Here is a 23,826-nt window from a genome sequence, read left to right on the forward strand (position 1 = left end):
TATGGAAATTAAACGAGTTGTAGTAACTGGACTTGGGGCATTAACACCAATTGGAAACACTGTTGAACAATTTTGGAATGGGCTAACTAATGGAATTAGTGGTGCCGCTCCAATCACGTATTTTGATGCGTCCAAGTTCAAAACTCGTTTTGCTTGTGAGCTTAAAAACTTTGATGTTAAAGATCATCTTGACAGAAAAGAAGCTCGAAAAATGGATAGATTTACACAGTATGCCATGGTGTCTACTGAAGAAGCTATTCAAGATTCTAAACTAGATTTAGAAAATATTGATAAAAATAGAGTTGGTGTTATTTGGGGAGCCGGAATTGGTGGATTAGAAACATTCCAAAATGAATGTATCAGTTTTGCTAAAGGTGACGGTACTCCTAGATTTAACCCATTTTTTATTCCTAAAATGATAGCTGATATTGCTCCTGGTCAAATTTCTATAAAATATGGATTTAGAGGACCAAACTTTGCAACAGTTTCAGCTTGCGCATCATCATCTAATGCTATAATTGATGCCTTAAACTATATTCGTTTAGGATATGCAGATGTAATGGTTTCTGGAGGTTCAGAAGCAGCAGTTACAATTGCAGGTATGGGAGGATTTAACTCGTTACAAGCACTTTCTACAAGAAATGATGACCCTTCAACAGCATCAAGACCTTTTGACAAAGACAGAGATGGTTTTGTTTTAGGTGAAGGTTCTGGAACATTAATACTTGAAGAATATGAGCACGCTATTGCTAGAGGTGCTAAAATTTATGCTGAAGTTGGTGGAGGCGGTTTATCTGCCGATGCTTACCACATTACAGCTCCTCACCCAGACGGTTTAGGCGCTTATAATGTTATGGCAAATTGCTTAAAAGATTCTGGATTAAAACCTGAAGATGTTGATGCCATAAACATGCACGGAACTGCTACTCCTCTTGGTGATATTGCAGAGTCTAAAGCAATAATAGAAGTTTTTGGTGAGCATGCATATGCACTTAACATTAACTCAACTAAGTCAATGACAGGTCATTTATTAGGTGCTGCCGGAGCAGTTGAAGCTATCGCTTCAATACTTGCTATTAATAACGGTATTGTACCTCCTACAATCAATCATTTTAATGATGATGATCAAATTGACAGTAAATTAAACTTTACGTTTAATAAACCTCAAAAACGTACTGTAAACGTTGCCATGAGTAATACTTTTGGCTTTGGAGGACACAATGCTTGTGTACTCTTTAAAAAATTTGAATAACAAAACACCTGAATGAACTTCATTCGAAAAATTATTGATACTCGTACTGAAAATGACGAGACTTTTTACTTAGAATTAAAAAAAGTAATAGGGTTTAAACCTAAAAATTTAAATTATTATAAGAAAGCTTTTGTTCATCGCTCCATAAAAGAAGTAGATGAAAAAACAGGCCTTCCTGTTAACTATGAACGCTTAGAGTTTTTAGGAGATGCAATGCTAAGTTCTATTATTGCTGCATATCTATTTGAAGAAGTACCTTCTGGAGATGAAGGATATCTTACTAAAATGCGCTCTAAAATTGTTAGTAGAGACCATTTAAATGAACTTGGAAAAGACTTAGATCTATTTAGATTTGTTAGAAGTAATGTAGCAAAATCTAAATTTGGAGAAAACGTACACGGAAACATTTTTGAAGCATTAGTTGGTGCCATTTATTTAGATAGAGGTTATAATTATTGCAAAAAATTTATTTTTAAAAGAGTTGTTGTACCCTATGTAGATGTACCAAAATTAGAAGGAAAAATAACAAGCTACAAAAGTTTATTTATTGAATGGTGCCAAAAAGTTAAAAACGATTTTGTTTTTGAAGTTTATGAAGATTCTGGAAACGATATAACAAAACACTTTAGCGTTAAATTATTTTTAGACGGTAAAATAGTTGCAAAAGGAAGAGCTACATCTAAAAAGAAAGCCGAAGAAACTGCCGCAAAAAGAGCATATTACGCATTCCAACAAGAAATTTCTAACTTTTAGCTATAGCTTATCACTGCAAAATATTTTACAAATTTACACTTAACGAATACGATTTCGTAAAATAATTAGTTACTGTTATTAAACAGTAGTACTTTTACAAAATTAATATTCATTCTTTATATGCAGGTATTCACATTTGATTTAGAAGATGATTATTTATTAATTGGAATTCATTCAACCGAAGAAGACTATAGATTGGCTTATTTAATAAATCAACATTTAAACACTAAATTTGTTAGATATAAACATAATTTAGATTTTGAAAATTCTACTATCGAATTCCCTTTATTTGAATATAAAGATGAAAAAACTTACTTAAATTATTATTTAATAAATAATAAATGCATACAAGTTGTTGACGATCAATATAACGATGGTTTATTTGGAGGAAATTACAGTACAACCTCTTATTTATTACCAGAAATAAAGAAAGTTGACTTCTTATTAAAAATTGAAGGATGTACATCTGAGTTTATTTTAGAATTAGTTGATAAATTAAATAAAATAAGCGAAATTATCACTTCATTTCAAATTGAAACAAACACATTAAAATCAAAATATAATCTAATTTTTTAACAATGGCAGAAAACAGAAAACGCACCAAAATCGTAGCTACATTAGGTCCCGCATGTGGAACTAAAGAAATAATAGAACGCATGATGGAATCAGGTGTAAATGTGTTCAGAATAAATTTTTCACATGCTGACTACTCAGATGTAGAAGAACGCGTTAAAATAATAAGAGAAATTAACGAAAAACGCGACTTTCATGTTGCGGTTTTAGCAGATTTACAAGGTCCAAAATTACGCGTAGGTGTTATGGCTGAAGGTGTAGAGCTTGAAGTAGGAGACACATTTACTTTTACTACTGAAAAATGTGAAGGTACCGACAAAAAAGCATTTATGACCTATCAAAATTTTCCAAAAGATGTTAAAAAAGGTGAACACATTTTGGTAGATGATGGAAAATTATTATTTGAAGTAATTGACACTGACCGCGAATTAAATGTTACAACTAAAGTACTTAGAGGTGGTCCACTAAAATCTAAAAAAGGAGTTAACTTACCAAATACAAAAATTTCTTTACCAGCTCTTACAGAAAAGGACAAGAAAGATGTAGTTTTTGCAATTGGTTTAGATGTTGACTGGATTGCGTTATCTTTTGTTAGAACACCTGAAGACTTAATACAATTACAAGAGATTATTAAAGAAAATTCAGATCATAGTATTCCTATAATTGCAAAAATTGAAAAGCCTGAAGCTGTATCTAATATAGATAAGTTAACACCACACTGCGATGCCTTAATGGTTGCACGTGGAGATTTAGGTGTTGAGGTTCCAATGGAAAAAGTTCCATTAATTCAAAAACGTTTAGTTTTAAAAGCTAAAAAAGCTCATATTCCAGTTATAATTGCTACACAAATGATGGAAACTATGATTGATAATCAAGTTCCAACTAGAGCTGAAGTTAATGATGTAGCTAACTCAATTATGGATGGTGCAGATGCTGTAATGCTTTCTGGTGAAACATCAGTAGGTGCTTTTCCTTTAGAAGTAATAAAACAAATGCGTAAAATAATTGAAAGTGTAGAAAACTCTCCACTAATTTCAATGCCAGAAACGTATGTACAATGTATTAATGAACGTTTTATTTCTAAAACTATATGTCACCAAGCCGCTTTAATGGCAAACTCTATTAATGCTGAAGTTATTACAACGTTAACAGATTCTGGATTTACTGCTTTCCATATTTCATCTTGGAGACCAAAATCTAACATTCTTGTATTCTCTTCTAACAAAAGAATTTTAGCAATGCTAAATTTACTTTGGGGTGTTAAAGGTGTTTATTATGATCGTTTTGTTAGTACAGACCAAACAATTGAAGATATTAATACTTTAGCTGCCGAAAGAGGTTATTTACACGACGGTGACTATGCTATTAACATTACTTCTATGCCAGTAAAGAAAAGAGGTATGGCCAATACAATGCGTATTACAGAATATAAAAAAAATAGCTAAACTTAGTTACTTTTTAAAGTAGCATATAAAGCAAAAGAAGCTAACCAATGGGCTCCGGCATATTCGCCAGAGTCCATTTTTTTATAACTATAGTCGAAGTGTTTATTGGCTAATTGAAGCATTTTATCATTTCCTAAGGTATTTCCTATTTCGTATAAACACCAAGCTCTACTAAAATTTAAACCATCTAAATGAGCTAATTTACCGTCGGATCTATCTGTAACCTCTGCTACTTCTAAATAATTTTCTGGTTGTGTTCTAAAATTAGGTAAAAATGCATCTAACCAAGTTATATATTCATCTTTAGGAAGTACTTTTAACATTAGAGCAGCTTCTTGTAAACAAGGCGATAAAAAATCAAATCCTCCAGGTTCCCAACTAATTGGGCAGTTAACATCATTTAAATAATATTCTTTAGATTTTGCTATAATAATGGCTTCTAATTGAGGCGCATATTTTTTGGCATAGTCTAACGCAAAAGACATTCCAAATGCAGTATTTGGGTGTTCTCCTACCCTAATTGGATATTTTAATTTTGGTAAAAACTCAATATATTTTTGTTCTATTAAATCTACTAATGGTTTTAAATTTTCATTTAATTGTATAGCTTCTGGTGTTTTCCAATCTTGCAAAGTTTCCGATACTTTTAAAAGCCAAGCCCATCCATACGTACGTTCAAAACTTTTATTATGAGTATCATCAAAATATGCAACTTCTTTTAAAATATTTTGTTTTGTAATTGTAGTATTTAACTTATCCCAAATAGCTTCTTTATGTTCAAAATTAGGTAATTCACGTAAAATATTTAGTAAAGTCCAATGCCCATGAACAGAAGAATGCCAGTCAAAACACCCATAAAAAGCTGGATGCAACTCCGAAGGCTCTTTTAAATAAGTAGCATCGCCTAAAACCTGTCCTAATTTATTAGGGTATTCCTGATCAATACAATCGAAAGCAAAATGATATAAATAATTAGCACTTTTGGTATCTAAAACCGGTTTGGTATATACTGTTTCTGGCTGGGTTTTAGTTACTAATTCTTTTGGTTGGTCTTTACAACTTAATGTAAGGACAAATATTAGTGTAATTATTAAGGTTTTCTTCATTATTAAAGTTTTATATTCGATTTTATTATTGTGGCATCATTTAATACAAATGGCATTGGCATCATAGTACTAGGCCTTGGTTCTATTTTAAAAAGCGGATTTGTTAGTAAATCGTATTTAGATTCAAAAATATCAAATTCTAATTGTTGATTTTCAGAAACAACCAACTCTAAATCTATAATTTCGTTTTCTGAAGTTCTATAATAACTTAAAACAGTACCAGGTTTAAGTTTAAGAACGTCTTTTGTTGTAGCTTTTTTTAATGGAACTTCATTTACTTTAAATTGCATAAATTCCATTGAAGAAGGAGTTCTTAATTCTATTTTATTTGCATTTCTATTAGAATAAATACTTAAACAAACTCTTCTATTTGAATTAATAATAGTATCTGAAACAATAGTAATTGTTGGTTGTTTTAACGGTACTATTTCTGCCTGCTTATGTAAGTTAATTTTTGTATTGTATTTACTAGCAGATGAATTTTCTTTGTAATTTCCTTTTATAGGATTATCACCTAAAAATTGTGTTGTAAAACTATCAATTTTTGTATTATAACTTCCCCAATAAGCTTCATTAATAGTAGTATCATAAACATAAACAATGCTATTAGGTTCTTTGCGCTCTTCAGAATAACCTGAATTTACACTTGCGGAAATTAATGCCATAAAACCTATCAATAAAAATAAATAATATGCTTTTTTCTGGTTTTTATACTGTTGAAAAATTGGGATTAGCAATCCAAAAAGCAATACGGTAAAAACAGTGCTTATCACCAACATTTTTAAACCTAAACCAACAGGAAACATTTTTATTAGAGGTGAAAAAATAATTAGTATTGGCAATACTGCAATTGAAAACAAGATTAAATTATTTTGCTGTTTACCAAATAATAAAATTGCCAATATTAATAATAAAATAAATACAGGAATTATAAAAAAGGCTGCGCCTGGTAAGTAAAAAGCAATTCCAAAATTAATAAGAATCCAACTAAAAATTGGAACGATTAACAGATCTTGTGCCGTTCTTTTCTTAAAAAAACCTTTATAAAACCAAAAGCATATTGCTAAAGTTAAAGCTACAAAGGCAGCAATATAATAATAACCATTATAAGTAAATCCGTGTAAAATATTTGTGTAATTTGGATGTATTTTCAATAAAAACTTCCATCCATAAAAAGCACCTAAACTAGTAATTAATAAAGAGCCTACAAAAGGAATAAGTCCTTTTAAAACACCAATAATTGTAAGTTTTTTGTTTGAAAACCCAGCTCCTAATAAAACTAAAAATAACAATGTACAAATTAACACCATTGGTAATACCCAAGAAAATGGATAAAATACTATTCCAAAATAAGGAAAATTGAAATACACAAAATCTTCTTCAGCTTTTAAATTTTCTAAGTCGGAATTTGAAAAATAATTTAAACCAGCCATTAAATACGAAGCTTGATGTTGTAAAGTATTTAAATCTAACCGATTAAATATATCTTGCGCAGTATGATAATCGAAAAAATCATCAATAAATGCAAAATTAAAACCATCAATATTTTTATTTTCTCTAAAAACGGTTAAATCCGTATCGTTTGGCAACATTTTATAAACGCTATACATCAAAGAATTTGCAACCGGATACGGTGTGTTTGCCTTTTTAAAAGCTTCAATTAATTTTTTATTTCCACCATTAGTTTCAACTAACATATAACTAGGTCCTCCACTACCACGAGCTTCAAAATTTAAAACAAGTCCAACATCTTTTGCCCACGGATGGTAATTAACAAATGCATTTGCACCTAACAATCCCAATTCTTCAGCGTCTGAAATACAAATAATTATATCGTTTTTAGGAACCTTATTTTCAGCTAAAAAAGCACGAACTCCTTCTAAAATAACAACAACACCACTTCCTGCATCACTTGCACCAAAAGAAGAATGTGGACTCGAATCGTAATGTGTAAGTAGCAACAATGCCTTACCGCTTTCAGAACCTTTAATTCTTGTTAAAATATTTTTTGTAGCTGTAGCTGTTCTTCTACTATTTATAGCTAATTGTTCTTGAATTTCTACTTTCAAACCAAGCTTCTCGAATTCCTCAACTATATAATTTCTAACAACTGCATGTTCTTTAGACCCCGTATAATGTGGTTTTTTTGAAATATTTTTTAAATGAGCGAGTGCTTTTTCTGTAGAAAATTCTGTTTCTGTTACATTAGTTTCAGCACCTAAATTTGGAAGTAAGGTGTAAAAACTAAAATAAATTCCGGCAATCAATATTAAAATTGAAACTGCATTACTATATTTTTTTAAAACCATTGCTAAAACTTAAATCATTTAAAAATAGTTGAATTATTTATTTTTATGTCTTAAAAACAAAATAATTTACATTAAAATTACAATTTTTTAGCAATACTAGGCACATAATTTTACTATAAATAAAGTATCTTTGAAGCTACTTATTTATGTGAAAAATTATGAATAGAAGAAAATTTTTTAAAAACGGATCATTATTTGCTATTGGGTCAACTTTACTAAACCCTTTCGATTTAAGTGCTACAACGCTAGAACCCGACTTAATAGACAAAAACAAAAAAGCAAAAAATATAATTATACTTGTAAGTGATGGTATGAGTACCGGAACTTTAAATATGGCTGATTTATACCTTTCAAGAAAAACTGGGAAAGGAAGTAATTGGCTTCAATTATATAAAGACAATAAAGTAAATAGGGCGTTAATGGATATGGCTTCTGCAAGTTCTATTGTTACAGACTCTGCTGCCGCAAGTTCTTCTTGGGGAGGTGGTTTTAGAATAAATAATGGAGGTTTAAATGTTGGACCTAATGGTGAAGAACATTTACCAATTTGGCAAAAATTTAAAAAAGCAGGAAAAATGGCTGGGTGCGTTACAACCGTACCAATTACACATGCTACACCAGCTGGTTTTTGTGTAAACAGTAAAAGCAGAAACGATCAAGAAGGAATTGCTAAAAAGTATTTAGCCCAAAAATTTGATGTTATGATGGGTGGTGGAAATAATTATTTTTCTGCCGATTCCAGAAAAGATAAAGTTGATATGTACCAAAAATTTAAATTAGGTGGATATCAAGTGGTTAAAAATAGAAATGAAATGTTAGAAGCAGCTAACAACCAACCTATTTTAGGTGTTTTCTATAATGATGCACTGCCTTATACTGCTGATAGAAACAACAATAAAGAACTTACTCAAAAAATTCCAACATTGGGTGAAATGACACAAAAAGCTATTGATGTTATGAAACATAATAAGGAAGGTTTTGTGTTACAAGTAGAAGCTGGAAAAGTAGATTGGGCAGCTCATGGTAATGATATTGCTGGTTTAATTTACGACCAAACAGCACATGATGAAGCTGTTAAAGTTGCAATAGATTTTGCAGAAAAGGATAAAAATACACTCGTTATAATTACTACAGATCACGGAAACGCAAATCCTGGAGTAATTTACGGTAAAAATGCTAATAAACAGTTTGACAGTATTCAAAACTATAAACATACCAATGATTGGATTTTAAACGGTTTTGGAAATGAAACATCAATTTCTCAAATAAAAGAAAGAATTGAATATGCTAATAATTTTGAAGTGACAGATGATGAAGCTAAGTTACTTTTAAGTTATTATACTTCTATTAAAGCTGAAAACGGCTTATATAATTATAAACATTTACCATTTAATGAATTAGCCAAAATTCAAAAAAAGCATAATTCTGTTGGGTGGATAAGTATGCAACACTCTGCCGATTATGTGGAACTTGCAATGTATGGCCCTGGTAGTGATTTATTAAAACCTTATATTAAAAATACCGACTTGCATTATTTAATGCTTGAAGCGGCAGAAGTTGAAAATAACTTTTAAAAAAGTTACAACTTACATATTAACTTATCTACACATCTCATTCTTAATTTATATAAGAATGAGATGTTTTGCATAAATCATTTTTTACTAAAATTTTAGAATTACTCCTATTAAAAAGTCTTTTTATTGGTTTAAAAACTATAAAAATCAAATAAATTAAACAGCAAATTGCGAAAACCGAAACAACTTTTCACTTTTCTAATAAACAATCCTTATTTTTGCACTTTCTTAAAACAATTTTGATGAGCAATTCAAAAAGATATACAATTACAGCCGCATTACCATATACTAATGGTCCAGTTCATATTGGACATTTAGCAGGAGTATATGTACCCGCTGATATTTATGCGCGTTATTTACGTAATACAGCAAACGATGTTTTATTCGTTTGTGGATCAGATGAACACGGTGTTCCAATTACATTAAAGGCAAAAAAAGAAGGTGTTACACCACAAGACATTGTAGATAAATACAATGCAATAATTAAAACTTCTTTTAAAGATTTTGGTATTTCTTTTGATAATTATTCTAGAACCTCAGCAAAAGTTCACCACGAAACAGCTTCAGAGTTTTTTAAAAAATTATATGACGAAGGTAAATTTATTGAAGAAGCTAGCGAACAGTTATACGACGAAGAAGCTAAGCAATTTTTAGCTGATAGATTTGTTGTTGGTACCTGTCCTAAATGTGGTTTTGAAGAAAGTTATGGAGATCAATGCGAAAATTGTGGCACAAGTCATAACGCTACAGATTTAATAAATCCAAAATCTGCAATTACAGGAAATGTACCAACTACTAAACTAACAAAACACTGGTACCTTCCTTTAGATAAATACGAAACCTGGTTACGCGAATGGATTGTTGAAGGTCATAAAAACGATTGGAAAACAAATGTATTAGGTCAAGTAAAATCGTGGTTAGACGATGGTTTAAAACCTAGAGCTGTAACCCGCGATTTAGATTGGGGAATTCCAGTTCCTGTTGAAGGTGGAGAAGGAAAAGTACTATACGTATGGTTTGATGCACCAATTGGTTATATTTCTTCAACCAAAGAATGGGCAGCACGTGAAGGAAAAAATTGGGAACCTTACTGGAAAGATAAAGACACAAAATTAATTCACTTTATTGGAAAAGATAATATTGTATTTCACTGTATTATTTTTCCAACAATGTTAAAAGCCGAAGGAAGTTATATTTTACCTGAAAATGTACCAGCAAACGAATTTTTAAATTTAGAAGGTGATAAAATTTCAACTTCTAAAAATTGGGCTGTTTGGTTGCACGAATATTTAGAAGATTTTCCAAATCAGCAAGATGTATTGCGTTATACCTTAACAGCAAATGCACCAGAAACTAAAGATAATGATTTTACGTGGAAAGATTTTCAGGCTAGAAACAACAACGAATTAGTAGCCATTTTTGGTAACTTTATAAACCGTGTAGTTGTATTAACTAATAAATATTACCAAGGTGTAATTCCTGAACCTAACGAGTTTACAGATGTAGATAATGAAACACTAGAAAAATTACAAAAATATCCATCTATAATAGCAAGCTCTATCGAGCGTTACCGCTTTAGAGAAGCATCTCAAGAATTAATGAATTTAGCGCGTTTAGGTAATAAGTATTTAGCTGATGAAGAACCATGGAAACTAATTAAAACAGATCCAGAACGCGTAAAAACTGTTATGTATGTTGCGCTTCAAATTGCAACAGGATTGTCTGTTGTTTCCGAACCTTTTTTACCATTTTCTGCTGAAAAACTAAGACAAATTTTGAATATTTCTAATGAATTAAAATGGAGTGATGTTGAAGAACATACTGAATTAATTGCAGCAAATCATACCATTGGAAAAGCTGAATTATTATTCGCTAAAATTGAAGATGCAGCTATACAAATTCAACTAGAAAAATTAGAAGCAACAAAATTAGCTAATGAAGCTGAAAACAAAATTGTAGAACCACAAAAAGAAACTATCGAATTTGATGATTTTACAAAGCTAGATATGCGTGTAGGAACAATTATTGAAGCCGTAAAAGTGCCAAAAACTAAAAAATTATTACAACTTAAGGTCGATGTTGGTATTGATACAAGAACTATTGTTTCTGGTATTGCAGAAAGTTTTAAACCAGAAGATATTATTGGGCAAAAAGTAACTGTTTTAGTAAATTTAGCACCAAGAAAACTACGCGGTGTTGAAAGCCAAGGTATGATTTTAATGACTGATACACCAGATGGAAAACTTGCTTTTATTGAACCAGATAACGATTCAGTAAAAAACGGAGAGCAAGTAAGCTAGTATTGATGCTACATGATGCTAAACTTGTTTCAGCATCTTAATCATATATGTATAAATTATAATGTCACCCTGAATTTTTAGACTCATAAATTCAGGGCGACGTTTATACTTCTTTAATTATAATTTCAAAATGCAAATTCTAAACTTTATACAATCAAAAACAAATCTTCCAGTAAAAGGTATTGAAAACACCATACAATTATTAAATGAAGATTGTACCATTCCTTTTATTGCTCGTTATAGAAAAGAATTAACAGGAAATTTAGATGAAGTTGAAATTGGAGAAATTGTAAAGTTTAAAACACAGTTTGAAGAATTAAAAAAACGAAAAGTAGCCATTTTAAAAGCTTTAGAAGAACAAGATGTTTTAACTACAGAATTAAAGCAAAAAATTGAGGCTACAACCAGTTTAACTGTTTTAGAAGATATTTACCTTCCTTTTAAGAAAAAACGCAAGACAAAGGCTGAAACTGCGCGAAAAAACGGTTTAGAGCCCTTAGCTAAAATGATAATGAGTCAGCGTGTAAACGATTTGGAATATACAGCTTCAAAATATATAAATAATGAAGTTGATACTCTTGAAAAAGCATTAGAAGGAGCACGTTTTATAATTGCTGAATGGATTAATGAACGCACTGATATAAGAAATAACATTCGTTATCAATTAGAACGTTTTGCAACCATTAATACTAAAGTTGTAAAAAAGGAAGAAGGAAATGAAAAAGCACAAAAATTTAGAGATTATTTCGACTGGTCTGAAAGCTTAAATAGAATTCCTTCACATAGATTATTAGCTATTTTACGAGCCGAAAAAGAAGGATTTATTCGTGTAAAAATTGAAATAGATAACGAGCGTACATTAGCTAAAATGGAAGATAGAATTATTCGCTCAAATAACGAATGTTCTACACAAATTAGTTTAGCTATAGCAGATTCTTATAAACGATTATTGTTTCCATCATTAGCAAACGAGGCATTAAGTATTGCTAAAGAAAAAGCAGATAATAATGCCATAGAAGTATTTGCTAAAAATTTAAAACAACTATTATTAGGTGCTCCCTTAGGTGAAAAAACCATATTAGCTATAGATCCTGGTTTTAGAACTGGTTGTAAAGTAGTGTGTTTAAATGCACAAGGAGGCCTGGAATATAACGAAACTATTTACCCGCACGCTCCAAAAAATGATACTATTGGAGCTATGAAAAAAATAAATTCATTAGTTGATGCTTATAAAATTGAAGCCATAGCTATTGGAAATGGAACTGCTTCGCGTGAAACCGAGCATTTCATACGTAAAATGCGATTTAATAAGGATGTTGAAGTTTACGTTGTAAGTGAAGCTGGCGCAAGTATTTATTCCGCTTCAAAAATTGCGAGAGACGAGTTTCCAAATTACGATGTTACTGTACGTGGTTCTGTGTCAATAGGTAGAAGATTAGCCGATCCACTTGCAGAATTAGTTAAAATTGATGCTAAATCAATTGGTGTTGGACAATATCAACACGATGTTGATCAAACTAAATTAAAAACTTCATTAGATACTGTTGTAGAAAGTTGTGTAAATTCAGTGGGTGTAAATATTAATACTGCTAGTGTTTCTTTATTAAGTTATGTTTCTGGAATTGGTCCAAAATTGGCTGAAAATATTGTAAATTATAGAGATAAAAATGGAGCTTTTACATCTAGAGCAGCCATAAAAAAAGTACCTCGTTTAGGAAATAAAGCTTTTGAACAAGGCGCAGGTTTTTTACGTATTAAAAATGCAAAAAATCCTTTAGACGATTCTGCAGTACATCCGGAAAGTTATACTATAATTACAAAAATGGCTAAGGATGCAAAATGTACGGTTTCCGATTTAATTGGAAATAAGGCAATTCTTCAAAAAATAGATTTAGAAAAATATTGTACCTCTACAATTGGAGTTCCAACATTAAAAGACATTATTTCAGAATTAGAAAAACCAGGATTGGATCCACGTTCAAAAGCTAAAATATTTACTTTTAATCAAAACATACGCACTATTACTGATTTACACGAAGGTCAATTATTACCCGGAATTGTAAATAACATTACTAATTTTGGCTGTTTTGTAGATATTGGAATTAAAGAAAGTGGCTTGATACATGTTTCAAACCTATCTGATAAATTTGTAAGTGATGTTAATGCTATTGTTACTTTAAATCAACAAATAATTGTAAAAGTTTTAGAAGTTGATGTTGCTAGAAAGCGTATTCAGCTTGCTTTAGTAAAATAAACTTAAAATTAAATAGTTAAGTTAACCGAAATAGAAATATTACGACCTGGAGCACTAATAGAAGAAGCAAATTCTTTATAATGCACATCAAAAATATTATCTAAATTAACAAAAAAAGTAAGTTTATTATTTAATTTATAATTTGAGTTAATTCCAAAGGTATTCCACTCTGGAGTTCCATAATAACTATCGGTTAACGCATTATAGGGCGTTTGTTCTACATTGTCTATTCCTTCAATTAAATTATAATCTTCTATTCGTTTTTTAGCATTAAACTTCCAATTTATATTTGCTTGAAAACGGTCTTTTTCGAATCCAAATTCTAAATTAGCAAACATAGGAGGTATCGACGATAAAGGTTGTTCTGTATCATACGTTTTACCTTTTGTATAAGTTAAAGAGCCTTTTGTATACCAAGTATCATTTATATTCCCTTTAAAACTAAAAGTACCACCTAAAATATAGGCATTATCTTTATTTACATTTGCAACTACTATACCTTCCTCACCGTCATACATTATAGTTGAAGCATTGTTAACTTCAAAATAGTCTCTAGTAATATAATTATCTAAAAGCGTATAATAAATATTTAAACCTGTTTGAAACTTTTTACTATTAAAAAATTTTAAAACACTGGTTTCAAAACTATAAACATATTCGGGTTTTAAAGCTATATTTGGAACAGTAACTTGCCCAGATTTTTCTCTTATTTTTCCAACATCATCAATATTAGGAGATCTAAATCCTGAAGAAATTATACTATTTAATTGCCAATTTTCTGAAGGTTTATGTGCAAAACCTATAGTTGCTGTAACTGCTGAATTATTTGATGAAATATCAAAATCGGGTAACTGAATAAAAGTGTCGTCTATCCAAGTAGCTTTTAATAGCGTATTAATTACTCTTAAACCAGTATTTAATGTCGTTTTTTTATTAATATTTTGCCTGTAATTAACATATGAAGCTAAACTTGTATAGCTACTACCACCATCTGGATAACGAGATTGCACTGTAAAATCTCCATCAAAACCAATAACTTTATTGTCACTAACACTTAATATTTTCCCATAAGCATTAGAATGTACTTTATTATAAGTAGCTTCAAAACCATAAGATAATATTCTATCATCTCCCTTGGTTAAGGGTACAAAAAAGTCCCCGTTTAAACTAAATACATCTACATTTTCTTTTCTATAAGAACGCTCTAAACTAGTAAATTTTCGTTGAACTCTAGATTCTTTAATATTTTGAAATGCTGCTGTAATAGATCCATTTTCTAACCATTTTTTTTCTGGTTTTATTTTTAATTGTGAAGAAATTAATAAACGTTTTTGTGGACCATAATACCATTCAGCAAATTTCAATGCTCCGTCTGAATATTCTGTTAACTTATCAAATCTATTAATATTTGATGATTCGGAATATTGTGCATTAAAAATTATATCTGTTTTGTTAGAAATAGGAATTACTAATTTTTGTAATAAATCTAACTGATTATAACTCGTGTTTTGTAGAATTAAATTATCTGAATTTTCAATAGGAACCTCGCTATAATAACTATTTGTATTATTTGAATACTCATTTACTTTCCCCCAATCATCAAATCCGTGATTTCTATTTTTCCCCATTTTTAAATCGCCAAAATCACTATAAGAAACGCTTGTAAACGAAGCCCATTTTTTATTTCTAATCTCAATATTTCCTTGAGTTGTAAATTCACTATTTATAGAGCTAAACCTTGAATACAAAGCAGTATTAACTTGTTTTTCGGCACTTACTTTAGGTGTTTTTGTATAGTAATGAATTACACCTCCCAAAGCATCAGAGCCATACACTACAGATGATGGTCCAAAAACAACTTCAGTTCTATCAATAATATTTGGAGACACAGTAATTGAGTTTTGTAAATGACCCATTCTATAAATAGCATTATTCATTCTAACACCATCAACAACTAAAAGTACTTTATTGGCCTCCATACCTCTTAGCACTGGACTACCACCTCCAAATTGCGATTTTTGAACTCTAATACCTGGTAAATCTGCCAATAAATCTGCCGAAGTTTGGGGCGCTAACCTTTTTATTTCTTCTTTTGAAGTTACTACTACTTGCTCGGCTATTCTACTTCTTTTTTCTTCCCCTTTTGAAGCTGATAAAACTATTTCATCTAACAACTCAGCCTTTCTAGTTAAGTAAACTACAAATTTAACTGTTTCAAGTTCTTTTTTTAAGATTTCATATTCGATATAAGAAATATGTTTAAAAAATAGAATATCTGAATTTTTAAATGAAGATAAATTTGCAATTCCTTTTTTATTAGTAGTTATAAAATCATTATCAGTATCATTATATATTGTTACGTTTCCAATTGGTAAATTGGAGCCTCTTTCAAGAACTTCTACCTGTTGAGCTGTTATATTTGCAGATACTAAAATAATTAAAACAATAATTATAATCCTCATAATTAATTAACTAAATATTGATTTTAAAACACTTAAAGACTTTGGTTTCTTGAAGCCACTTATATGTAATTCGAAATATTGTATTAAAATTGACAACACATCTTGTCTATTTGAAGCACTAAAATTCACCTTATGAATTACATCAAAATTTATGCCTAACAACCTTTTAAATTGAGTTATTTTTTCTCCAGATAGAGAGCTTTTACTAGTTACTGAAGTAAAGCTTCCTTCTAGTAAATTAAAATATGGTAAATCTAAATTTTTAACTTCAGGATAAAACCCTAAATGTTTGGTTAAATTTAATAAAAAAAGTAAGTGAAAATTTGAAATAGCATCATGTGCATCTAACCACAATAACGAAGCTTCTAAATATTTAAAAAGCGATGTGTTTTCCTCTTCTTCTTTTATAGCATAATATAAAATTTCAGATAAAAACAACGTAATGGTTTGTTTTTTTATATCTGTATAAATAGAATTATAAAAATTTATAACTTCTACTTCTCTAATAGAGTTTAAAGCACCTTTAGTATTATGGTTTGCAGTTAAATTAAGCTGCATTAACGGCTGAAAATAAGCTGCTTTAACTTTTGCCTTTTTAGCCTTTAAAACACCTTTTAACATATATGTTTTTAAGCCACTTTTTTCGGTATAGCATGTTGTTATTAAACTGGTGTCTCCATATTTAATTGAATTAATAACAATTGCTTTGGTAGTTTCAATCATTTTTAATTGATAATTGCAATTTTAGTTATTGCAGTCTGTTGCTTATCACTATCAATTAGCAATACTATATAAATACCTGAAGCTACTTTTGTACCTGCTAAATTTGTTTTATCCCATAAAACTGTTCCTCCTGTTAACTCTTGACTTTCTTTTAAATTAGTTTCAAAAACTAAATTACCTGCGGTATCTAAAATTTTAATATTGGTTCCTTCAGGTAAATGAGTTCCATTTCGTCCATCAATTGTTATAAATTCATTGTTTTTTGTTGATGGATTTGGATATGCATAAACTTCAGGCAAAACATCTCCGTATTCAGATACTTTGCTATTATAGGCAACAATACCTTTTGAGGTAGCAAAATAAACTTTCCCTGATGTTTTATCAATTTCAATATTTAAAATTGTATTTGAAGGTAGTGGAGAATTATTAATATTAAAATTCTGAAGCGTTTCATCTCCATCAGAATTTGTTTGCAAAACACCTCCACTATTTGTCCCAAACCATTTGTTGTTTGCTCCATCTACTGCAATTGAATTTACGACTTGATCTCCCAAAAGTTTTTTTGCAATACCAGCTTCATCTAAAATTATTACTGGTTCTGTTTCTATTACCGATTCTGTAAAAACTGTTTCAGGATTATATAATACAACCAATCCTTTTTGTGTTCCAATCCATATTCTATTATTATCGTCAACTTCTATAGCCCGTACATTTGGATCTGGTAAAGAACCGTTAGAAACTTCTGTTGTTAAAGCTCTTTTTTGGTTTCCTTCTTCGTTAAAAATCAAAGCTCCATTTCTCCTAGTTCCAATCCAAATATTAGATGTTTTGTCTATAACAAGCTCATTCAACCCTAAAGCTGGGTTCGTCATTACAGAACTCATATCAAAACCGGACCAATTTCCCTCTGTATCAAATTTTTTAATTTTTTTATCAACCCATCCATTAGCAACCCATAAATTTCCTTCTAAATCAAAAGCTGATCCATTAATTCTTGTTCGCCATTCTAAACCACTGTTTAAATATGTCCAATGTGTAGTAATTTCATTATTTTCAACAATTAACATCCCTCCTCCCCAAGAACTTATGTATACTTTTTCAATGTTAGTTGGATCGTAAGTAACACGTACCAAATCGCTAACATTAATATTTCCATAAGGTATATTATACCAACTATTTCCATTAAAGTGATCAACACCATAACGTCCATTTCTAGGTGCATAAGCAGTATCATACCAACCGTAAACAACCCACAAATGATTTTCTTTCACTGAAATTGAAAAAGGTAAGTTTGATACAGGACCATCTGGATGAATTTCTTCAAAGTTTGGAATATTATCTAACGTACTTTTTAAGATACCAAATTCTGCTGTACCCAAATAAAGTAAATTACCTTCTAAATAAGCCGCATTTAAACTGTAATAAAATTGTTGATTGGTATTTGTTACATAATTTAATTTTTCTACATCATTTGTATCTATTGCGTACACATACCTTTGTGTTGCTATTGCCAAATGATCTACTGAGGCTTTTAAAGATATTATTGTTTGAGAATAGTTTTTTTGAAGTTGAAGATTATTATCTATAATTTTATATAAACTTCTACTACTTGCAGCGTAAACTTGATTATTAAATACTTCTATTGCATAAAAGTTTCCAGAATAAAGCTGAGTCCAATTATTAAAGTCTATTAAATTAGGGTTATTAATATCTGCCGTATAAATTCCATTTTCTGTTGCTGCATAAATAGTATTATCGGTTATTTTAATTTCGTTTATAATTAATTCTGATGATTGATCACCAATAAAAAAAGTGTCTCCAAATTGTAATTTATCTAGATTGTAAACAATTATTGCAAAAGAAGTTGAAATGTATAAGTTACCGTTATATTCTGTAATATTATTTATCTGTTTATTCCCTGAATAATTAAAATTTACAATATCTTTTAAAATAGTAATATTACCATCTTCATCAATAATTTCAATCAATCCGGTTTCGTAACCAATTATTAATTTATCAAAAGTATTACTATAGTATAAACTCGAAGTAGTTTCGCCTGAAAGACCATTTACAGATGAAATTTTAGTTATTTCGTCTGTTATAACATTATATTTAAAAATTGCATTATCGACAATAGCATGGATTTGATTATCCGTTTTTATAAAATCTTTTACATTATTGTAAGAATAGAAATCTTCCCAATTATTTGAAAAATCTACTTGAGAGCAAACCGATGTAGTTACAAGGCAAAAAACCAGTATTTGAAAAATTTTTTTCATAATTATTTCAAATATATCTATTAAAATTTAAAAGAAAAGCTATTTTTTATAATAAATTTGAACAAAAAAAAACCTTGAACATTATAAATATATTATAATGTTCAAGGAATAAATAAATCAACCCCAAAGACTTATTTAATGTTTTAATGTAAAATGTCAAAACCCCTCTTGACATTAATACACTTCAAATATACACTAGAAATTACATTCATTAAAAAATTGTTAATAAAAAACTATTAAAAAACTGCAAACGGTGAGTTTTAAAACACAAATGGTAAAATCCGTATGCTTAAAAACAATATAAAAGGGTGATTGTTAAACTAAAGGGAATTTTATTGAAACTTGAGTACCTGTTTTTGTATTAGATGATATGTCTTTTGTTAAAATGTGCACATCTTTATTTTGATACAACATTCTTATTCTATTTTCTGTAGATTCGGCTCCAAAAAACTTACGTTTTTGGCTCATATGAGCTAATTCTTTAGCTTTATTAATACCAATTCCATTATCTTCAACTATACAAACTACGTTTTTGCCTTCTTCTTTAATTATTAATTCTATTTTTTTATCACCTTCCAACTTCATAATTCCATGCCAAATAGCATTTTCAATAAAAGGCTGTAAAAATAGTGTTGGTACTTTAATGTTTTGTAAACTTAACTTATCGTCTACTTTAACAACATAATCAAAACTTCCACTAACTCTCATTTTTTCTAACTGAACATAAAGATCTAAAAACTCTAATTCTTCAAAAAGTGTTGAAGTAGGACTAGAAGAACTATTTAAAATTACCCGAATTAATTTTGAAAATTTTGTTATGTAGTCTGATGCTTTTTCAACTTCACTTTTAATTACAAAATTATTTATAGAGTTTAACGAATTAAATAAAAAATGTGGATTCATTTGGCTTTGGAGCACTGTCATTTTTAACTCTTCCATCTCCTTTAATTTAATAGCCAACCTAACCTCTGCATTTTTACTCTTATCTTCAATTTTCTTTATTATTGAACCAATTATAACTGAAAAAATTATTGCTTGTAACAGCAAACCTATATAAATAAATAATTTAGATTCTACTCCTATTCTATTAAAAGGTTCTTTTCCTATAAAAAGTTCTAAATAAGTAATATTTGCAAATACCACATGTATACCTGTTCCAATAATAAAATAAATTGCGGAATCACTTTTTATTTTAGTAATAATAATATAAAATGCAAATATTCCAAACAATGATAAAAAAGGCGCTACTAAAGCAAATGCCTTAATTTGAAACTGATACCCAAATAAAAATTGAATACATATAAATGTGAATGCTAATACAACAAGTACACGTGATGATAGTACATAAAACTTATCCCATTTTAATAATTGAGCTCTAGAGTCTAACAATTCTCTAGCAAATAAAATATAAGCAGCGTAAGCTAAAATTTGTAAAGGAAAGTTTAAGTATTCAAAAACAGTTACATTTCCAACAGCAACATCTTTTATTAGATAAATACTAAAACCTAAAAGATATAAACTATAATATAAGTAAAGTTTAGATTTATTTTGGAAAAAAATTAAAATATGATATATACACAAGATAGACAACCCTCCTCTTATCCATGCGTATATTTCAGAATGATAATCTAATAACATTCTTTAATCCAAATAAAGTTTCTTAAATAACTCTGCTTTTCTATTTCTACTAATACTTGCCGTTAAACCATTAGTCATAATTAATTCACCGCCTAAGCCTTTTAAATACTCTTTAACGTGGTGTAAGTTTATTAAATATGAATTATGAACTCTAAAAAAATGTGAAAACAAAAATTTCTTTTCAACTTCTTTAAGGGTTTTAGAAACCACAATTTGTTGTTCAGATTTTAGATAAATCGTCGTGTAACTTTTATCAGATTTTAGCATTACAACATCATCTTTATCTAACAAATAAACTTTTCCATCTGCAGAAATGTTTATTTTATCATTACTATCATTTAAATTATTTAATAGAACTTGAAGTTTATTTTCTAATACATCACCTTTTTTAAGGTTAATAATTTTCTCCATTGAAACAATTAGTTCATCTTTATCAACGGGTTTAAGTAAATAATCTATTGCAGAAACTTTTATTGCTTTTAGAGCAAATTCATCGTGAGCTGTAGTAAAAATAAGATTAAAGTCTCTATTCTCTAATTTTTCGAGCATCGTAAAACCGTCCATTTCTGGCATTTGGATATCCAAAAATACCACATCTGGTTTTTCTTCATTTATAATATCTATAGCTTTAACGGGAGAATTACATTTTGTAATCTCAACATTTTCTATATAATTATTTAATTTCCACTCTAATGCTTCTAAAGCATCATTTTCATCATCAACTAATAAAATTTGTAACATTGCTTGTGGGTGATCTTAAATTATTTTAATCTGCAAGATACAACATTTGAATATATGTTCAAACAGTTAATCTTTAATTTCAAATTTTCGTTTAATTTCATTTCCTAAAACATCAACAGCAGTAATTGTATATTTTCCTTTTTTTGGCGAAACTTCTATTTCATGAATATTAGTTGTTTCCCCAATAAAATTATCATTTAAATACCAAAACACTTTAGCATTCACGTCTGAATGTATTAATTTAAAAATCAACCCATTATACACGCCTTTAAAATCTTTGGTTAAATAAATTAATTCATTTTCTTCAGGAAAAATAAATGCCATTTTTAATGAATTTTCATTGAGACAATCCTCTCTAAAATTTGGTAATTTTTTATAATTTGGGTGTTTTTTTTGATAATAAAATTGTTGTAATGGCGGTAAAACAAACCAACTTTTATGTACCATATTGTTTAATGTTTCGCACGATGAGTTAACCTGAAACTGCTCGTTTTTATCTAAATGTACCCAAATATGATAAGGACATGGCGCTGTTTTTAATCCTGCTTGTTGCACAAAAACAGTGTCTTTTTGCTCACAATATTCACCAGCTCTATAACCACTTTTACTACAAATAGGAACCTCAACTAACTCATCAAAAGGCATCTCAAACCAAGAATTTTTAGGTAATTTACTAAAAACATTAAACAATATTGGAGCAGCTGTTGAAACACCAACCAAACCTGGTCTTCCTTCTCCATCTGCATTTCCAACCCAAACACCAACCACATAATTTTTTGTTACTCCAATTGCCCAAGCATCTCTATACCCAAAACTTGTACCTGTTTTCCAAGCAATTTTGTTTGAAGCATTAAAAAACTCCCAATTTTCTTCACCTTCAGGCCTATTAACTTTACTTAATGCTTCAAAAGTTAAATAGGTTGAACCTGCATCGAAAATAGTTTTTTCAACTGAAATCTCTCCAAAATCGGGTATAAAATCATTAAAATAAGAAGGCTCTAAAAATTCATTTTTATAATACTTTCCTTGTGTATTATCATAATGATTTACTGTTGAAGCCATACTTGCATAACTTTTACACAAATCCCATAAATTACTTTCTGCTCCTCCTAAAATTAATGAAAGTCCATAATGATTTGCACCATACTTTAAATCTTTTAAATGTAGTTGCTTTAAATAATGATAAAACCTATCCAATCCAAAACTTTGCAACATTCTAACCGAAGGTACATTTAAAGACCTATACAAAGCTTCACTCGCTGCAACTGCACCATCAAATTGTTTGTTAAAATTTTCTGGCCTATAACTTCCTATTTGTGTTGGAATATCCGCTATTAATGTATTTGGTAACATAGCACCAGCATCTAACATAGCAGCATATAAAAAAGGTTTTAAAATACTACCAGTACTTCGAGGTTTATTAATAATATCAACATTTTTTTGATGTTCTTTTGTTGTGGGCGAATTCCCTACATAAGTTAAAACTTTACGCGTATTTACGTCTAAAACCAATACAGCAATATTGTTAATTTGATTTTGACTTAATTCGTTATAATGATTTTTAACTATCGTATTTACCTTGTTTTGTAAGCTATATTTTACTGAAGTTTTAATACGTTTTCCTTGTTGATTTTCTACTACTCGCTGTAATAAATGAGGTGCTATTTGCGGAATTGCATACGGTTTTTGAGGTAATTCTTCTTGAATTGCAAGATTATATGTTAATGTATTTATTATATGTTCATCAGCTAATTTCTTTAATAATCTATTTCTTTTAACTAATAATCTTTGTTGATTTTTTCCAGGATAAATTAAACTTGGTGCATTTGGTAAAACTGCTAATGTTGCACTTTCTGCCCATGAAAGTTGATTTGGTGAACGTCCAAAATATCGCCAAGAGGCAACATCTAAGCCAACAACATTCCCTCCAAAAGGTGCATTTGAAGCGTATAATGAAAGTATTTTTTCTTTAGAATGCCTCAACTCTAGTCTTGTTGCTAATACAATTTCTTTAAATTTTTCAAAATAGGTTCTTTGTTGATTTTTTCGCGACAATCTAATTACTTGTTGCGTTAAGGTACTTCCACCTCTTTTTATGGAATTGGATTTAAAATTTTGAATAGCAGCTTTAAAAATTGAAATAGGATTAAACCCTGGATGCCTATAAAAATAGGCATCTTCAAATTGAACAATACATTGCTTAAATTTAAGTGGAACACTATCATTTTGAGGAAACCTCCATTGACCGTCTGTTGCAATTTTTGCACCTAACAATTCACCCTCAGCACTTTCTATAACTGTTGAAGTTGGGTTTTTAAATAAAGTTTTTGGTAATGAAAAATAATAAGCCGTTAGTAAAATAACGGCTATTATTAGTTTAATTTTATGGTTTTTGATGAATTTCAATGTTATTTTCA

Annotated in this window: 15 protein-coding genes; 7 read left to right on the forward strand and 8 right to left on the reverse strand. The window is 29.5% G+C overall.

What is annotated here, in order from left to right; all coding sequences use genetic code 11:
- The first annotated feature begins 1 nt into the window (after window position 1).
- The 4 genes from fabF to pyk all read left to right on the forward strand — a co-directional run bounded on the left by fabF (window position 2) and on the right by pyk (window position 4,023).
- Window positions 2-1,252 (forward strand): beta-ketoacyl-ACP synthase II, encoded by a 1,251-nt coding sequence (fabF, locus tag MHL31_RS10025; RefSeq protein WP_240225816.1) that lies wholly within the window; start codon window positions 2-4, stop codon window positions 1,250-1,252.
- Window positions 1,253-1,264: 12 nt separating this feature from the next.
- Window positions 1,265-2,005, forward strand: coding sequence for a ribonuclease III (rnc, locus tag MHL31_RS10030; RefSeq protein ID WP_240225817.1), 741 nt, complete (start codon window positions 1,265-1,267; stop codon window positions 2,003-2,005).
- A gap of 120 nt (window positions 2,006-2,125) precedes the next feature.
- Entirely contained in the window at window positions 2,126-2,581 is a 456-nt protein-coding gene (locus MHL31_RS10035) for an IPExxxVDY family protein (protein WP_240225818.1), read from the forward strand.
- Window positions 2,582-2,583: 2 nt separating this feature from the next.
- Window positions 2,584-4,023, forward strand: coding sequence for a pyruvate kinase (gene pyk, locus MHL31_RS10040; RefSeq protein ID WP_240225819.1), 1,440 nt, complete (start codon window positions 2,584-2,586; stop codon window positions 4,021-4,023).
- Between the two features lie 2 nt (window positions 4,024-4,025).
- Here the strand turns inward: pyk and MHL31_RS10045 are convergent, their stop codons facing one another.
- Both MHL31_RS10045 and MHL31_RS10050 read right to left on the reverse strand, forming a co-directional pair.
- A complete protein-coding gene (locus MHL31_RS10045) occupies window positions 4,026-5,129 on the reverse strand; it encodes a DUF2891 domain-containing protein (RefSeq protein ID WP_240225820.1) in 1,104 nt (367 codons plus the stop codon).
- A gap of 2 nt (window positions 5,130-5,131) precedes the next feature.
- Window positions 5,132-7,438, reverse strand: a complete 2,307-nt coding sequence (locus tag MHL31_RS10050) for a M28 family peptidase (RefSeq protein WP_240225821.1) — start codon at window positions 7,436-7,438, stop codon at window positions 5,132-5,134.
- Window positions 7,439-7,596: 158 nt separating this feature from the next.
- Here MHL31_RS10050 and MHL31_RS10055 point away from each other — a divergent pair, with 158 nt between their 5' ends.
- The 3 genes from MHL31_RS10055 (at window position 7,597) to MHL31_RS10065 (ending at window position 13,566) form a co-directional block, all read left to right on the forward strand.
- Window positions 7,597-9,012: an alkaline phosphatase gene (locus tag MHL31_RS10055; protein ID WP_240225822.1), complete on the forward strand. Its 1,416-nt coding sequence runs from the start codon at window positions 7,597-7,599 to the stop codon at window positions 9,010-9,012.
- Window positions 9,013-9,254: 242 nt separating this feature from the next.
- Window positions 9,255-11,312: a methionine--tRNA ligase gene (gene metG, locus MHL31_RS10060; RefSeq protein ID WP_240225823.1), complete on the forward strand. Its 2,058-nt coding sequence runs from the start codon at window positions 9,255-9,257 to the stop codon at window positions 11,310-11,312.
- A gap of 130 nt (window positions 11,313-11,442) precedes the next feature.
- Window positions 11,443-13,566: a Tex family protein gene (locus MHL31_RS10065; protein ID WP_240225824.1), complete on the forward strand. Its 2,124-nt coding sequence runs from the start codon at window positions 11,443-11,445 to the stop codon at window positions 13,564-13,566.
- An 8-nt stretch (window positions 13,567-13,574) separates the two neighbouring features.
- Here the strand turns inward: MHL31_RS10065 and MHL31_RS10070 are convergent, their stop codons facing one another.
- The 6 genes from MHL31_RS10070 to pbpC form a co-directional block, all read right to left on the reverse strand.
- Entirely contained in the window at window positions 13,575-16,028 is a 2,454-nt protein-coding gene (locus MHL31_RS10070) for a TonB-dependent siderophore receptor (RefSeq protein WP_240225825.1), read from the reverse strand.
- A gap of 6 nt (window positions 16,029-16,034) precedes the next feature.
- Complete coding sequence (gene recO, locus MHL31_RS10075) at window positions 16,035-16,751, reverse strand: DNA repair protein RecO (RefSeq protein WP_240225826.1); 717 nt, start codon at window positions 16,749-16,751, stop codon at window positions 16,035-16,037.
- 2 nt (window positions 16,752-16,753) lie between these two features.
- Complete coding sequence (locus MHL31_RS10080; protein WP_240225827.1) at window positions 16,754-19,030, reverse strand: two-component regulator propeller domain-containing protein; 2,277 nt, start codon at window positions 19,028-19,030, stop codon at window positions 16,754-16,756.
- Window positions 19,031-19,345: 315 nt separating this feature from the next.
- Window positions 19,346-20,668, reverse strand: a complete 1,323-nt coding sequence (locus MHL31_RS10085) for a sensor histidine kinase (RefSeq protein WP_240225828.1) — start codon at window positions 20,666-20,668, stop codon at window positions 19,346-19,348.
- 3 nt (window positions 20,669-20,671) lie between these two features.
- A complete protein-coding gene (locus MHL31_RS10090) occupies window positions 20,672-21,409 on the reverse strand; it encodes a LytTR family DNA-binding domain-containing protein (protein ID WP_240225829.1) in 738 nt (245 codons plus the stop codon).
- A gap of 66 nt (window positions 21,410-21,475) precedes the next feature.
- A complete protein-coding gene (pbpC, locus tag MHL31_RS10095; protein ID WP_240225830.1) occupies window positions 21,476-23,815 on the reverse strand; it encodes a penicillin-binding protein 1C in 2,340 nt (779 codons plus the stop codon).
- Window positions 23,816-23,826 lie beyond the last annotated feature (11 nt).

The organism is Lutibacter sp. A80 (assembly GCF_022429645.1).
GTDB lineage: Bacteria > Bacteroidota > Bacteroidia > Flavobacteriales > Flavobacteriaceae > Lutibacter.

Bases quoted from the DNA above. Each gene is read 5' to 3' on its own strand.
- MHL31_RS10035 (WP_240225818.1), top strand. From the start codon at position 2,126: ATGCAGGTATTCACATTTGATTTAGAAGATGATTATTTATTAATTGGA.
- MHL31_RS10090 (WP_240225829.1), bottom strand. From the start codon at position 21,409: ATGTTACAAATTTTATTAGTTGATGATGAAAATGATGCTTTAGAAGCA.
- fabF (WP_240225816.1), top strand. From the start codon at position 2: ATGGAAATTAAACGAGTTGTAGTAACTGGACTTGGGGCATTAACACCA.
- MHL31_RS10065 (WP_240225824.1), top strand. From the start codon at position 11,443: ATGCAAATTCTAAACTTTATACAATCAAAAACAAATCTTCCAGTAAAA.
- MHL31_RS10080 (WP_240225827.1), bottom strand. From the start codon at position 19,030: ATGAAAAAAATTTTTCAAATACTGGTTTTTTGCCTTGTAACTACATCG.
- MHL31_RS10070 (WP_240225825.1), bottom strand. From the start codon at position 16,028: ATGAGGATTATAATTATTGTTTTAATTATTTTAGTATCTGCAAATATA.
- MHL31_RS10045 (WP_240225820.1), bottom strand. From the start codon at position 5,129: ATGAAGAAAACCTTAATAATTACACTAATATTTGTCCTTACATTAAGT.
- metG (WP_240225823.1), top strand. From the start codon at position 9,255: ATGAGCAATTCAAAAAGATATACAATTACAGCCGCATTACCATATACT.
- pyk (WP_240225819.1), top strand. From the start codon at position 2,584: ATGGCAGAAAACAGAAAACGCACCAAAATCGTAGCTACATTAGGTCCC.
- MHL31_RS10055 (WP_240225822.1), top strand. From the start codon at position 7,597: ATGAATAGAAGAAAATTTTTTAAAAACGGATCATTATTTGCTATTGGG.
- rnc (WP_240225817.1), top strand. From the start codon at position 1,265: ATGAACTTCATTCGAAAAATTATTGATACTCGTACTGAAAATGACGAG.
- recO (WP_240225826.1), bottom strand. From the start codon at position 16,751: ATGATTGAAACTACCAAAGCAATTGTTATTAATTCAATTAAATATGGA.
- MHL31_RS10085 (WP_240225828.1), bottom strand. From the start codon at position 20,668: ATGTTATTAGATTATCATTCTGAAATATACGCATGGATAAGAGGAGGG.
- MHL31_RS10050 (WP_240225821.1), bottom strand. From the start codon at position 7,438: ATGGTTTTAAAAAAATATAGTAATGCAGTTTCAATTTTAATATTGATT.